The sequence below is a fragment of the Stutzerimonas sp. FeSN7 genome (assembly GCF_030263795.1).
Classification (GTDB): domain Bacteria; phylum Pseudomonadota; class Gammaproteobacteria; order Pseudomonadales; family Pseudomonadaceae; genus Stutzerimonas; species Stutzerimonas stutzeri.
Genome location: NZ_JARPMN010000001.1, coordinates 4,148,622 through 4,161,708, shown reverse-complemented (window position 1 = coordinate 4,161,708; position 13,087 = coordinate 4,148,622). Strand labels below are relative to the sequence as shown.

12 protein-coding genes are annotated in these 13,087 nt (G+C 66.0%); 4 read left to right on the top strand and 8 right to left on the bottom strand.

Translation table 11 applies throughout. From position 1 onward, the window contains the following. Positions 1-369: 369 nt before the first annotated feature. Positions 370-1,167, bottom strand: coding sequence for a universal stress protein (locus tag P5703_RS19900; RefSeq protein ID WP_045633275.1), 798 nt, complete (start codon positions 1,165-1,167; stop codon positions 370-372). Between the two features lie 198 nt (positions 1,168-1,365). Here P5703_RS19900 and P5703_RS19895 point away from each other — a divergent pair, with 198 nt between their 5' ends. Together P5703_RS19895 and P5703_RS19890 are read left to right on the top strand one after the other, a co-directional pair. Next, positions 1,366-2,274, top strand: coding sequence for a response regulator (locus P5703_RS19895; RefSeq protein ID WP_045633274.1), 909 nt, complete (start codon positions 1,366-1,368; stop codon positions 2,272-2,274). A gap of 142 nt (positions 2,275-2,416) precedes the next feature. Continuing rightward, positions 2,417-3,313 carry a peptidoglycan DD-metalloendopeptidase family protein gene (locus P5703_RS19890; protein ID WP_013981559.1) on the top strand — a complete coding sequence of 299 codons (897 nt, stop codon included), beginning with the start codon at positions 2,417-2,419 and terminating at the stop codon, positions 3,311-3,313. A gap of 52 nt (positions 3,314-3,365) precedes the next feature. On the opposite strand, the gene P5703_RS19885 is transcribed toward P5703_RS19890, so the two are convergent. From P5703_RS19885 to glcC, 7 genes are all read right to left on the bottom strand, one after another. After that, positions 3,366-4,127, bottom strand: a complete 762-nt coding sequence (locus tag P5703_RS19885; RefSeq protein WP_014595635.1) for an outer membrane protein — start codon at positions 4,125-4,127, stop codon at positions 3,366-3,368. A 173-nt stretch (positions 4,128-4,300) separates the two neighbouring features. Then, positions 4,301-5,644, bottom strand: a complete 1,344-nt coding sequence (locus P5703_RS19880) for a hemolysin family protein (RefSeq protein WP_013981561.1) — start codon at positions 5,642-5,644, stop codon at positions 4,301-4,303. A gap of 100 nt (positions 5,645-5,744) precedes the next feature. After that, positions 5,745-7,046, bottom strand: a complete 1,302-nt coding sequence (gene phoR / locus P5703_RS19875) for a phosphate regulon sensor histidine kinase PhoR (RefSeq protein ID WP_013981562.1) — start codon at positions 7,044-7,046, stop codon at positions 5,745-5,747. 62 nt (positions 7,047-7,108) lie between these two features. Continuing rightward, positions 7,109-7,798, bottom strand: a complete 690-nt coding sequence (gene phoB, locus P5703_RS19870) for a phosphate regulon transcriptional regulator PhoB (protein ID WP_011911663.1) — start codon at positions 7,796-7,798, stop codon at positions 7,109-7,111. A gap of 118 nt (positions 7,799-7,916) precedes the next feature. Then, positions 7,917-8,810, bottom strand: coding sequence for a 4-hydroxybenzoate octaprenyltransferase (ubiA, locus tag P5703_RS19865; protein ID WP_279641874.1), 894 nt, complete (start codon positions 8,808-8,810; stop codon positions 7,917-7,919). Positions 8,811-8,853: 43 nt separating this feature from the next. Continuing rightward, positions 8,854-9,393: a chorismate--pyruvate lyase family protein gene (locus tag P5703_RS19860; protein ID WP_279641875.1), complete on the bottom strand. Its 540-nt coding sequence runs from the start codon at positions 9,391-9,393 to the stop codon at positions 8,854-8,856. Between the two features lie 120 nt (positions 9,394-9,513). After that, entirely contained in the window at positions 9,514-10,287 is a 774-nt protein-coding gene (gene glcC / locus P5703_RS19855; protein ID WP_011911666.1) for a transcriptional regulator GlcC, read from the bottom strand. Positions 10,288-10,520: 233 nt separating this feature from the next. On the opposite strand from glcC, the gene glcD reads away from it, so the two are divergent. Next, a complete protein-coding gene (gene glcD, locus P5703_RS19850) occupies positions 10,521-12,020 on the top strand; it encodes a glycolate oxidase subunit GlcD (RefSeq protein ID WP_014595640.1) in 1,500 nt (499 codons plus the stop codon). After that, on the top strand, positions 12,020-13,081 hold the full coding sequence (glcE, locus tag P5703_RS19845; RefSeq protein WP_200632931.1) for a glycolate oxidase subunit GlcE: 1,062 nt from the start codon (positions 12,020-12,022) through the stop codon (positions 13,079-13,081). Before glcD ends, glcE begins: the two co-directional genes overlap by 1 nt. Positions 13,082-13,087: the final 6 nt, after the last annotated feature.

The window sequence follows — 13,087 nt, the reverse complement described above, 5'->3', positions numbered from 1 at the left end:
GCGCGCGCCGATGCGAGGCGAGCCGTACGGACGGGTTAGGGGAAAGCTGGGGAGGCGGGTAACAACGCAACGCCGGGCTCGCTCCGCGCGAGGGCCGCCGTGGTGCACCGGCGGACGACGGTGCGTGGCAATCCGAGCATCAGGCAGGCTGCCGCCGTCGCGTCATGCTGCGAAGTCGAATGGCTGGATAGCGAAAGGGTAGGGCGAGAATCAGTCGAAGCAGGGCACATGGGCGTCTTCTTCTTATTGTTGTTCTGGCTCTAACCGTAGCAGGGCTTCGACGGGACGCAACTCGATGCCGCTGCGATGATGGCGCTGCGGCGCAGATTCACGCCCGTAGCGGGGCCACGGGCGCAGGCGGGCGGGGGATCAGCGGGCGATCAGGATGTCGCAGGGCGGCTGGTCGAGAAACTGCCGCGCCAGGCTGCCGAGTAGCGCACTGCTCATCTCGCCACGGCTGTGGCTGCCCAGGGCGAGCAGCTGCGGTTGCCAGTCGCGCAGGGCGGCGTCCAGGCAGTTGCTGCGCTCGCCCTGATGCAGGCTGTAGCTCAGCAACGCACCGGTTTGCGGCAGTTGCTGCTGGATATCCTCCACCAGCTGATCGAACAGCTCCTGCTGCAGCACCAGACCCTCGGGGTCCGGGCCGTGCACCTCGGCCATCTCATGCACGTGCAGGGCATGCAGCTCGGCGCCGCCATCCAGCAGCTGCCAGGCGCACTGCATGGCGCGGGTGGCGCAGCGGGAGAAGTCCAGCGCGGCCATCGCGCGACGGTACGGCGCCTCGGCCGGCGCGACCACCAGCAGCAGCGGCGAGGTGCTCTCGAGCATGATGCGTTCCAGCGTGGTGCCGGCGAAGCCCTGGCTGGAGCCACGGTGGTGGCGGCCCAGGACCAGCAGGTCGGCTTCCAGCCCTTCGGCCTGGGTGAGGATTTCCTCCACCGCCGGGCCGCGGCGAATCCAGGGCTCGAGCTGGTCCAGCTGCTGCTCGCGCAGACGCTCCTGCAGCCAGGCGCGTGCCGCGTGCTCGTCGGCTGACGGGTCGCGCTCGTCGAGCACGTGCAGCAGGCTGAGCCGTGCGCCTGTCTGTCGCGCCAGCTGGACGGCACGCTGCAGGGCCAGATCGGCGTCCGGGCTGAGATCGTGAGCGACGAGAATGTGCTGGAACATGACTGGCCTCGCGAAGCTGGAGAAGAGGCGAGTATGCCGCGCCGCGGCAAGGCTGTCCTGCTGCAAGCCAGCAGCGGAGGGGGCGTCGCGGCGGTTTCTGGCTGATCCGGCGCAACAACTTGCGCATCCATGCCCTTGCGCGCTTTTGTCGATACGCTCCTGCGGCTATGCTTGCCGGCATTCGAGCAGGAGTGAAGGATGAGCAAGGTCAGTGTGCTGGTAGTGGATGACGCGCCCTTTATCCGCGACCTGGTGAAGAAGGCGCTGCGCAGCCAATTTCCCGGGATTCGCACCGAGGATGCAGTGAATGGACGCAAGGCCCAGCAGATGCTCGCCCGTGAGCGCTTCGACCTGATCCTCTGCGACTGGGAGATGCCGGAGATGTCCGGCCTGGAGCTGCTGACCTGGTGCCGCACTCAGGACGCGCTGAAGGCCGTGCCGTTCATCATGGTCACCAGTCGTGGCGACAAGGAGAACGTGGTACAGGCCATCCAGGCCGGCGTATCCGACTTCATCGGCAAGCCCTTTTCCAACGAACAACTGACCAGCAAGGTGCGCAAGGCCCTCGGCCGTGCCGGCAAGCTGGATGCGTTGGCTGCCAGCGCACCGACACGGGTCCTGTCCACCGGCGTGGCCAATGACTCGCTGGCCGCACTGACCGGCGGCAAGGCGGAGGTCGTCCGTCCCGCTGCCGCTCCTGCTCCGGAAGCGAAGGCTGCGCCACTGATCCAGCCGACAGCCCCTGCCGCTGCCCCGGGTGCCGCCTCGTCCGGGCGCGGCCAGGGCCAGCTGCGGCTGGCCCATGGCAGCGTTGCCTGTGTGATCAAGGCGCTGAGCCTCAAGGAAGCGCTGCTGGTGGTCAAGCGTGGCGAGCCGCTGCCGCAGGTGCTGGAAAGCGCCGTGCTCGACCTGGAGCAGGGCGAGGGCGGCGAGATCGCGCGGCTCAACGGCTATCTGCATGCCGTCGCGGCCTTCGAGCCGAAACCTGACAGCGACTGGCTGCAGCTCTCGTTCCGCTTCGTCGATCGCGATCCGCAGAAGCTCGACTACCTGTCGCGCCTGATCGCCCGCGGCACCGCTCAACGACACTTCACGCCCGGCGCCTGAATGCGGACCAGGCGACCATTCGGCGCCTGGTCCACGCGACAAGCTGACAAGCTTCACACCCCGACGGTCGGTGGCTCGCGCAGGCCAACCGCCACTGCTAGTCTTTGCGCTCCAACACCATAATCACTAGAAATCTGCCGTTATGCTGGGGCGCATTCTTCTGTTGCTCGGGCTGCCGCTGCTGGCCTCGCCGGCCTTGGCCCTGACCATCTACAAATACACCGACGCCAATGGAGTCGTGACCTATAGCGACCAGGCCGCGCCTGGTGCGCAGGTGTTCGTCTTCCGCGACCGCATGGTGGAAAAGCTCGACACTCAGGTGAAGCTGGAAACCCGCAAGCACGATGCGGGCGAAACGCTGCTAGTGCGCAACGACCTGTTCGCGCCGGTGGATATCGAGCTGAAGCTGGAGAACGTCGAGAACGCCGTGGGCGCACCGACCAAGCCGATCCGCTGGGTGCTGCCGCCACGCAGCCAGATCCGCCTGGCGACCCTGGCGCCGCGTGACGCCAGCAAGCCGCTCAAGTACACGCCCAAGCTGCGTCATGCGCTGGGCGATCCGCGGCTGATACCCAAGCCCTACAAGTACCCGCTGCCCTGGCGCGGTGGCCCGTTCCGCCTGACCCAGGGCGCCAACGGCCAGTACAGCCACTTCACACCCAAGGGCCGCTATGCCGTGGATATCGCCATGCCCGAGGGCACGCCGATCGTCGCGGCGCGCGGTGGCATGGTGGTGAAGATCGAGAACGAGCAGAGCGGCCGCGGCAACAACCCTGCCGGCAACTTCGTGCGCATCCTGCACGACGACGGCACCATGGGCGTCTATCTGCACCTGATGAAAGGGTCAGTGGCCGTGCGCGAAGGCCAGCGGGTCGAGACTGGCACCCGCATCGCGCGCTCCGGCAACACCGGCAACAGCACCGGCCCGCACCTGCACTTCGTGGTGCAGCGCAACGTGGGCCTGGCCATCGAGTCGATCCCGTTCGACTTCTCCCAGCCGGTCAACAGCCTGCCGAACTTCGCCGTGGGTGGGGAGTAGCCGCTGGCTACCCCCCAAAGCATGATCCGGCAGGCTGGTATCGCCTAGAGGCTTAGAACGCCAGACCAACCTTCAGGCCGACCTGCTCCTGCTTGAGCTTGCTGTTCTCGGCGAGCTCGCTGTTGCTGTCGAGTTCGTAGCGGGTCTGGGTGTAGTACAGGCTGGTGCTGATCGGCATGTTGTTGATGCCCTTGTTCCACAGCACGGTCAGCTCGCCGTAGGGGTTGACCTTGTCCTTCAGGTCGACGGTATCGCTTTCACCGCCGACCTTGAGCTTGCTGTCGGCCTCGATGGAATAGCGGGCTCCGACCTCCAGGCGCACGGTGTAGTCGGGCGTCAGGTAGTTGTAGCCGAGGCCGGCCTTGGCGAAAGGTGAGCGCGTGGTCAGCTTGACGTCTTCCTCGAACGGACCGACCCGAACGTCGTCCTGCTCGATGCGGCCCCAGTCGTAGCCACCGCCGACGATCACATCCACGTAGTTGTTGGTGCTCAACGCTGCGCGCAGGCCCAGGTCGAGATCGGCGCGAGCGGAGAGGAACTCGACATCATCCTTGTCGCGGTACTGCCCCTCGATGCCGGCCTGGTAGATGAAACCTTCCTGGCCGGTGAGCTTGTTGCCGAAGTTGTAGTACAGGCCGCCCTGGTTCAGGCGCTCCTTGTCACTCTCGTCATCGATGGTCAGCTTGTACTGATTGTGCGAGCCGATGACGCCGATGTTGGAGATCGGGCCGGTAGCGGACTGGGCGAAGGCGTGGGACGTGCCGGCCAGGCACAGGGCCAGCGCCGCCGTGGTGGTCAAACCGTTGATGCGCATGAGATTGCTCCATCGTCACTTGAAAGCCATGGCGCCCCGGGCGAGGCGCCTATGCCGAGGAGCAGGGCGAGGCGGCAAAATTCTCGAGATCACGATGAGCGGTCGTAAATTCTTGTAAATCAAGTATTAGCGAGCGGCATGTAAAGCAGAATGTAAATATCGGGCCAGCGACGCTAGCCCTGATATTTCAGCACCTTGGCCAGTACGATCTTGGGGCCGCGCATCTTCTTGATGACGATCTGCAGGCCTTCGACCTGCAACACTTCATCTTCGTCGGGAACGCGCTTGAGCGTTTCGTAGACGAGTCCGGCCAGGGTCTCGGCCTCCACATGATCGAGGTCGATGTCCAGCAGGCGCTCCAGCTTGAACAGCGGCGTGTCGCCACGCACCAGCAGCTTGCCGGGCTGGTAGGCGAGAACCCCGCGTTCGGTCTTGCGGTGCTCGTCCTGGATGTCGCCAACCAGCACTTCCAGCACATCCTCCATGGTCAGGAAGCCGATCACCTTGTGGTCGCCTTCTTCCACCAGCACGAAATGCGCGCCGCCCTGGCGGAACTGCTCCAGCAGGCTGGCCAGCGGCATGTGCTTGGACACCCGCTCCAGCGGACGCAGCAGCTCGTCCAGGCAGAAATGCTCGGCCAGGCGATCGTCGGCCGCCAGCGCCAGCAGCAGGTCCTTGATGTGCAGCAGGCCGACGTACTCGCCCTTGATGCCGTCATAGACCGGGTAGCGGCTGTACTTGTGGCGGCGGATGACTTCCAGAATCTCGCTCAGCGGAGCGTCGTGCTCCAGCTGCAGCAGGTCCTCTCGGGAGTTGGCCCAGTCGACGACCTCCAGTTCACTCATCTCTACCGCCGAGGCCAGCACCTGGATCTGCGGGTTGCTCGGGTCGCGGGCGCGGTTGGAGTGCAGGATCAGCTTGAGCTCCTCGCGGCTGTAGTGATGGTCGTGGTGTGCGCCTGGCTCGCCCTGGCCGGCGATGCGCAGGATGGCATTGGCGCTGGCGTTGAGCAGGTAGATCGCCGGGTACATCAGCCAGTAGAACAGGTACAGCGGCACGGCCGTCCATAGCGACAGCAGCTCGGGCTTGCGGATCGCCCAGGACTTGGGCGCCAGCTCGCCGATGACGATGTGCAGGTAGGAAATGATGAAGAACGCCGTGAAGAAGGCGATGCCGTGCACCAGTGCCGGCGACTGGATGCCGAAGCTGGCCAGCACGGGTTCGAGCAGGTGGGCGAAGGCCGGCTCGCCGACCCAGCCAAGCCCCAGCGAGGCCAGGGTGATGCCCAGCTGGCAGGCCGAGAGATAGGCGTCCAGTTGCTGGTGCACGGTGCGCAGGATGTGTCCGCGCCAGCCGTGACGGCTGGCAATGGCTTCCACCTTGGTGGCGCGCAGCTTGACCATGGCGAACTCGGCGGCGACGAAGAAGCCGTTGAGCAGCACGAGGAACAGGGCAAAGAGAATCAGACCGAAATCGGCGAAGTAGGAGGAGGCGGCGTAACTAGGGGAAGGGTCCATGAAGGGGTCGGGTGGCCAATGATCGCGACAGGATGGCGGCGGCGCAGCGGCTTTTCAAGCGACGAAGCGGGAAATTCCCGCCTCGCCGTCGGCTGATCGGTCAGCGTCCGGGCACCTGGGCGGTGGGGAAGTGGCAGGAAAAGCAGCTGCCCCGGCCCGGCGCGCTGGTGATGTCCAGACGGCCCTGATGGCGCAGCAGCACGTGCTTGACGATGGCCAGGCCAAGGCCCGTGCCGCCGGTGCTGCTGGCACGGCTCGAGTCGACGCGGTAGAAGCGCTCGGTCAGGCGCGGCAGGTGCTTCTGTTCGATGCCGATGCCGCTGTCCTCGACGCTCAGGTGCGCACCGGCCTCGTCGCCCCACCAGCGCACATGGATGGTGCCGCCGTCGGGGGTGTATTTCACCGCGTTGAAGACCAGGTTGGAGAAAGCGCTGCGCAGTTCCGTCTCGCTGCCCTTGAGCTGCAGCTGCGGATCGGCATCCAGACTGATCAGGTGGGCGCGGGCTCCGGAGAGCGCGCGGGCATCGCTGATGATCGACTGCAGCAGCAATCCGACCGCCACTGGCTGGTTGTCGGTCGGGCGGCTGCTGGTCTCCAGTCGCGCCAGCAACAGCAGGTCGTTGAGCAGGTGCTGCATGCGCCCGGCCTGCTGGTTCATCTGCTGTAGCGCGCGGAGCCAGCGCGGGTTCACCCCCTCGGCATGCTCCAGCAGGGTTTCCAGATAACCCGCGATGACGGTGAGCGGCGTGCGCAGTTCATGGGAGACGTTGGCAACGAAATCCTTGCGCATCTGCTCCAGCTGATGCAGCCGGGTGACATCGCGGACCAGCAGCAGGTGCTCGCGATTGCCGTAGCGGGTGATGTTGAACTGCAGGCGGATGCGATCGTCCACCGGCGAGGCCAGCTCCAGCGGCTGGTCGTAGTTGCCGCTGTCGAAGTACTCCTTGAACGCCGGGTGACGCACCAGATTGCCGATCGGATGGCCGGCATCCTGGGGCTTCTTCAGCCCGAGCAGGCGGTTGGCGGCTGGGTTCCACCACTCCAGGTTGCCGTCGCTGTCGAGCATGATCACCGCATCCTTGAGCGCTGCGGTGGACCCCTGGGCGCGATCGATGATGCCCTGCAGCTCGCCTCGCAAGCGCAGGTCGCGGCGCTGCAGCTGGTAGAGGTTGTCGAACACGTCGCCCCAGATGCCGGCCGAATCGGGCGGTGGTTCGTCCGGATCGCTGCGGTGCAGCCAGCGCTGCAGGCGCAGCAGCTGGCGCAGGGTCCAGATGAGGTAACCGCTCAGACCGAGCACCAGTGCCCAGGCATATTCGCCACTGATCAGACCGAGCAGCAGGCAGCCGCCCAGCAACAGCAGCAGGCGGCGAACGAGGGCTCCTTGCCAGTCCTGATTCAAGCGATGTACTCCGAAGAGAACGCGACGGTGCGCGGTTGGGAACGCATGCTAAGGCGGCGCGCTCAGCTCTTGCTGGAGAAACGATAGCCGGTGCCGCGTACGGTCTGCACCAGGTTCTCGTAGGCCTCGCCGAGGGCCTTGCGCAGCCGGCGGATGTGTACATCCACGGTGCGTTCCTCGACGTAGACATTGCCGCCCCAGACCTGATCGAGCAGCTGGCTGCGGGTGTAGGCGCGTTCCTGGTGGGTCATGAAGAACTGCAGCAGGCGGTATTCGGTCGGGCCCATCTCGGCCGGTTTGCCGTCGATGGTGACTCGGTGGCTGACCGGGTCGAGCAGCAGGCCGCCGATCTCGATGGGCGCCTCGCTGTCCACCGGCGTCGCGCGGCGCAGCACGGCCTTCAGCCGGGCCACCAGTTCGCGTGGCGAAAAGGGCTTGGTGATGTAGTCGTCGGCGCCGACCTCCAGGCCCTGGATCTTGTTGTCCTCTTCGCCTTTGGCGGTGAGCATGATGATCGGCGTGTCGGCGGTCAGCTCGTCGCGCTTGAGCCGTCGCGCCAGTTCGATGCCCGATGTGCCGGGCAGCATCCAGTCGAGCAGGATCAGGTCCGGTTTGCGGTCGATGATCAGCGCGTGGGCCTGTTGGGTGTTTTCCGCTTCGAGACAGTCATAGCCGGCCATTTCCAGGGCGACGACGATCATCTCCCGAATCGGCGCCTCGTCATCGACGATCAGTATGCTCTTGCCATTCATGGTCACGCCTCGGGTCCGTTCTTGTCGCTCGGCATTAGATAACGGAAATATTGCAGCCATGTGACAGGCAGACGGCAAGCCGGAGCAAGAAAGATTGCCTTCGATAGTGGCGTTTTGCTCAGGCCTTGGTCGCGTAATCCAGCACGATGCCGGCGAGAATCGCCAGGCCCGCCCAGTGATTGTGCAGGAACGCCTTGAAGCAGGCCTGTGGCTTGCGCGAGGCGGTCTTCCAGTATTCCCAGGCGAAGCAGCCGGCTGCGACCACCAGCCCCAGGTGGAACCACTGGCCCAGCTCGAAACGCACTCCGGCGAGGATCAGGCAGAACAGCGCCAGCCCCTGCAGGGTGACGATGATGATGCGGTCCGCTTCACCGAAGAGGATGGCGGTGGACTTGATGCCGATCTTCAGGTCGTCTTCGCGATCGGCCATGGCGTAGTAGGTGTCGTAGGCCACCGTCCACAGGAGGTTGGCGATGAACAGCAGCCAGGCTTCCGGCGGCAGGCTGCCGGTCTCGGCGGTGAAGGCCATGGGCATGCCCCAGGAGAAGGCCGCGCCGAGCACCACCTGCGGATAGAAGGTGTAGCGCTTCATGAACGGGTAGCAGGCGGCCAGCGCCAGGGCGCCGAAGGACAGGTAGACGGTGGTCGCGTTGGTCAGCAGCACCAGGCCGAAGCTCAGGCCCACCAGCACGGCGAACAGCGTCCAGGCCTCGCGCGAGCTGATCTTGCCGGTGGCCATGGGGCGCGCCTGGGTGCGTTGCACGTGGCCATCGAAGTTGCGGTCGGCGAAGTCGTTGACCACGCAGCCGGCGGCGCGCATGAGGATCACGCCGGTGACGAAGATGAACAGGTTCTTCGCGTTGGGCACGCCTTCGGCAGCGATCCACAGCGCCCACAGCGTCGGCCATAACAGCAGATAGGTGCCGATGGGCCGGTCCAGGCGCATCAGCTGGATGAAGTCCCAGGCGCGCGGGTGCAGGCGATTGCACGATTGCAGCAGTTTCAGATACATCAACGGCTCTCCTTGGCGGAAGGGGGCATGCAGAGCGGCGCGCTCAGGGCGTGACGGCGGCGGCCTGCCACAGCTCGGGGAGGAACACCTCGGCGACCAGCACGCCGAGCCGATTCTGGCGGAAGCACGAGCGCCGCGCCCAGAGGCCGTCGACACGGCACGCATCCGGTAGCCAGCGCGCGGGGTAATGACAGGCCTCGAGCGTGCCGCGGGCAAAGGGCGGATCGCTGAACAACAGCTCACCCAGGGAACGATTGCCCAGGCGCTGCAGGTCGAGGCCGGAGTCCTCCAGCTGCGCTCGCGCGGCGACGCTGCGGGCGAACACCCAGGGCTGGCCTTGACCGCACAGATAGACCTCACGCACCCAGCCCTCGCTGTCGGCCGGAACGCCAAGCGCGGCGCACTCGTCGGCGCGCAGGGGCTGCCAGGCTTCGTGTAGCGGCGTCACGCTGAAGGCGCCATCGGCCAGCTCGGTCAGGCGGCGGGTCAGTGAGCCCTTGTCGACGTAAAGCCAGTCGTGCAGGGCGGGGTCGAGCGGGAAGGGCAGGCGGTCGGGGCTCAGCCAGTCTGGATTCGGGGACACGGCGATTCGGGCATGACGGAAAGAGCGGCGAGTCTAGCATGCGCCTGGCTGCCGGGCGGCTGCATGCGTCCCTGTGCCGGCGCGCGGCCTGTAGCGGCGCGGGCGGGACGCTACAGGGGGTCAGGTCCAGCCTTCCAGGCGCATGGTGGCGCGCACCAGGCGCTGTTCTTCCTGCTCGATCTCCTTGAGATTGTCGCGAATGCCGTGGATATGGTCGCGTGCGGCACGCTGGGCCTGCTCGGGCAGGCGTTCGATCACCGCGTGGTAGAGCCGCGAGTGCTGGCGGTCGATCTGTCGTTTCTGCGCCGGCCGGTGATAGAGGTTGTTCACCGAGGCGAACACGGTGCTGAGCATCAGGTCGGTCAGCGACTGCAGCGTATGCACCAGTACCGGGTTGTGCGAGGCCTCGCAGATGGCCAGGTGGAAGGCATGGTCCAGGCGCGCGTGTTCACGCGGGTCGGCACCCTGCTCGCTGGCGTGGGCGGCGAGCATCTCCTCGTAGCGCCGACGCAGCAGGACGAAATCCGCGTCGGTGCCGCGCAGTGCGGCGAGCCGTGCCGATTCGCTTTCCAGCAGCGCGCGCACTTCCAGCAGGTCGTAGAGGGTGCGCGGCTGCGAGTTGAACAGGTGCATCAATGGGCTGGCATCGTGGTTGCCGGACAGCTCGGCGACGAAGGAGCCGCGGCCCTGGGAGGTCTCGATGATGCCGCGCCCGCGCAAAACGCGCAGGCCTTCGCGCAGTGCCGACCGGGAGATGCCGAGCTTCTCGCACAGGCGGCGCTCGGAGGGCAGCGCCTGGCCGACCTTGAGCACACCGTCGACGATCAGCCGTTCGATGCGCTCGGCCACCACGTCGGCGACTTGACGGCGGTCATTGTTGGGTTCGTTCGACATGCCACTTCTCCAGCTGGTAGGACCAGTTGGCGGGCAGTTTACCTCGAATGCTGAAAAGCACCTAACGGCGCGGTCTGGAGGGGCTTCAGGTAGTGCTTTGAACGGGATGACTACAAAAAACTGGTAGGACCAGTTGGTGCGGGCATGGACGGCTCGCGGCCATCGGCGCTAAAGATGCGTCATTCCACCGCAGCTGCCCGCGCTGGCGGTGACTCACGAAAGCGGAACCTGCCATGAACATTCTCTACGACGAACGCGTCGATGGTGCGTTGCCCAAGGTCGACAAGGCCGCCCTGCTGGCCGAGCTGCAGGCGCAGTTGCCCGATCTGGACATCCTCCACCGCAGCGAGGACCTCAAGCCCTACGAGTGCGATGGGCTGTCCGCCTATCGCACCACGCCGCTGCTGGTGGTGCTGCCCGAACGTGTCGAACAGGTCGAAAAGCTGCTCAAACTGTGCCACCAGCGCGGCGTGCCGGTGGTTGCCCGTGGCGCCGGTACCGGGCTGTCCGGCGGTGCGCTGCCGCTGGAGCAGGGCATCCTGCTGGTCATGGCGCGCTTCAACAAGATTCTCGAAGTGGACCCGGCCGGTCGTTTCGCCCGCGTCCAGCCCGGTGTACGCAACCTGGCGATCTCCCAGGCCGCGGCTCCCTTCGATCTGTATTACGCACCGGACCCCTCGTCCCAGATCGCCTGCTCCATCGGCGGCAACGTCGCCGAGAACGCCGGTGGCGTGCACTGCCTGAAATACGGGCTGACCGTGCACAACCTGCTCAAGGTGGACATCCTCACCGTCGAAGGCGAGCGCATGACGCTCGGCTCCGACGCCCTGGACTCGCCGGGCTTCGACCTGCTGGCGCTGTTCACCGGCTCCGAAGGCATGCTCGGCATCGTCACCGAAGTCACGGTCAAGCTGCTGCCCAAGCCGCAGGTGGCCAAGGTGCTGCTGGCCGCCTTCGACTCGGTGGAAAAGGCCGGCCGTGCGGTGGGCGACATCATCGCCGCCGGCATCATCCCCGGTGGCCTGGAAATGATGGACAACCTGTCGATCCGCGCCGCCGAGGACTTCATCCACGCCGGCTACCCGGTGGATGCCGAGGCGATCCTGCTCTGCGAGCTGGATGGCGTGGAAGCCGACGTGCACGACGACTGCGCGCGCGTCAGCGAAGTGCTCAAGCTGGCCGGCGCCACCGAAGTGCGCCTGGCCAGGGACGAAGCCGAGCGCGTTCGCTTCTGGGCGGGGCGCAAGAATGCCTTCCCGGCGGTTGGACGTATCTCGCCGGATTACTACTGCATGGACGGCACCATCCCGCGCCGCGAGCTGCCGGGCGTGCTCAAGGGCATTTCCGATCTGTCCGAGCAGTTCGGCCTGCGCGTGGCCAACGTGTTCCACGCCGGTGACGGCAACATGCACCCGCTGATCCTGTTCGATGCCAACCAGCCCGGTGAGCTGGAACGCGCCGAAGACCTGGGCGGCAAGATCCTCGAACTCTGCGTGAAGGTGGGCGGCAGCATCACCGGCGAACACGGCGTCGGCCGCGAGAAGATCAATCAGATGTGCTCGCAGTTCAACGCCGACGAGCTGACGCTGTTCCATGCGGTCAAGGCGGCCTTCGACCCGAGCGGCCTGCTCAACCCGGGCAAGAACATCCCGACCCTGCATCGCTGCGCCGAATTCGGCCGCATGCACATCCACAACGGCCAGCTGCCTTTCCCCGAACTGGAGCGTTTCTGATGTCCGTAATCGCCAACGACGCCAGCGCGCTGTTGCTGGACCAGGTCAACCAGGCGCTCGCCGCCAAGACCCCGCTGCGCATCCAGGGCAGCGGCAGCAAGAGCTTTCTCGGGCGGCAGGCCGACGGTGTACTGCTTGATACCCGCGAGCACCGCGGCATCGTCAGCTATGACCCTACCGAACTGGTGGTCACCGTTCGCGCCGGCACGCCGCTGACGGAGCTGGAAACCGCGCTGGATGAAGCTGGGCAGATGCTGCCTTGCGAGCCGCCCCACTTCGGCGAGGGCGCCACCGTCGGCGGCATGATCGCCGCCGGGCTGTCCGGCCCGCGTCGCCCGTGGAGCGGTTCGGTGCGCGATTTCGTGCTCGGCTCGCGGGTCATCACCGGCCAGGGCAAGCACCTGCGCTTCGGTGGCGAGGTAATGAAGAACGTCGCCGGCTACGACCTGTCGCGCCTAATGGCCGGCAGCTTCGGTTGCCTCGGCGTACTCACCGAAGTCTCGCTCAAGGTCCTGCCCAAGCCGCGCCTGTGCACCAGCCTGCGCCTGGAGATCGATCTCGAACGTGCATTGCTCAAGCTTGCCGAGTGGGGCCAGCAGCCGATCCCGATCAGTGCAGCCAGCCATGATGGCCAGGCGCTGCACCTGCGTTTGGAAGGCGGCGAAGGCTCTGTTGGTGCGGCCCGCGAGCGCATCGGTGGCGAGGATCTCGACCCCGGCTACTGGAACGATCTGCGCGAGCAGCGCCTGGCGTTCTTTGCCGATCCGCGCCCGCTGTGGCGCCTGTCGCTGCCGAACAACACGCCAGCCGTGGCGTTGCCGGGCGACCAGCTGGTGGACTGGGCCGGTGCCCAGCGCTGGCTGAAGTCCGATGCCGATGCGGTGACCATCCGCGGCATCGCCATTGAGGTGGGCGGCCACGCCACCTGCTTTACCGCAGGCGCCACGAGCAATCCGTTCCAGCCGCTGTCGGCGCCGCTGTTGCGCTATCACCGCCAGCTCAAGGCCGCGCTGGATCCGCAGGGGATCTTCAACCCCGGCCGCATGTATTCCGAGGTCTGACGACGT

What these genes read in the sequence shown, in the direction of transcription:
- P5703_RS19890 (WP_013981559.1), top strand. Translation starts at nt 2,417, where the DNA reads ATGCTGGGGCGCATTCTTCTGTTGCTCGGGCTGCCGCTGCTGGCCTCG.
- P5703_RS19885 (WP_014595635.1), bottom strand. Translation starts at nt 4,127, where the DNA reads ATGCGCATCAACGGTTTGACCACCACGGCGGCGCTGGCCCTGTGCCTG.
- glcC (WP_011911666.1), bottom strand. Translation starts at nt 10,287, where the DNA reads ATGTCGAACGAACCCAACAATGACCGCCGTCAAGTCGCCGACGTGGTG.
- phoB (WP_011911663.1), bottom strand. Translation starts at nt 7,798, where the DNA reads ATGAATGGCAAGAGCATACTGATCGTCGATGACGAGGCGCCGATTCGG.
- P5703_RS19900 (WP_045633275.1), bottom strand. Translation starts at nt 1,167, where the DNA reads ATGTTCCAGCACATTCTCGTCGCTCACGATCTCAGCCCGGACGCCGAT.
- P5703_RS19880 (WP_013981561.1), bottom strand. Translation starts at nt 5,644, where the DNA reads ATGGACCCTTCCCCTAGTTACGCCGCCTCCTCCTACTTCGCCGATTTC.
- P5703_RS19895 (WP_045633274.1), top strand. Translation starts at nt 1,366, where the DNA reads ATGAGCAAGGTCAGTGTGCTGGTAGTGGATGACGCGCCCTTTATCCGC.
- glcD (WP_014595640.1), top strand. Translation starts at nt 10,521, where the DNA reads ATGAACATTCTCTACGACGAACGCGTCGATGGTGCGTTGCCCAAGGTC.
- ubiA (WP_279641874.1), bottom strand. Translation starts at nt 8,810, where the DNA reads ATGTATCTGAAACTGCTGCAATCGTGCAATCGCCTGCACCCGCGCGCC.
- glcE (WP_200632931.1), top strand. Translation starts at nt 12,020, where the DNA reads ATGTCCGTAATCGCCAACGACGCCAGCGCGCTGTTGCTGGACCAGGTC.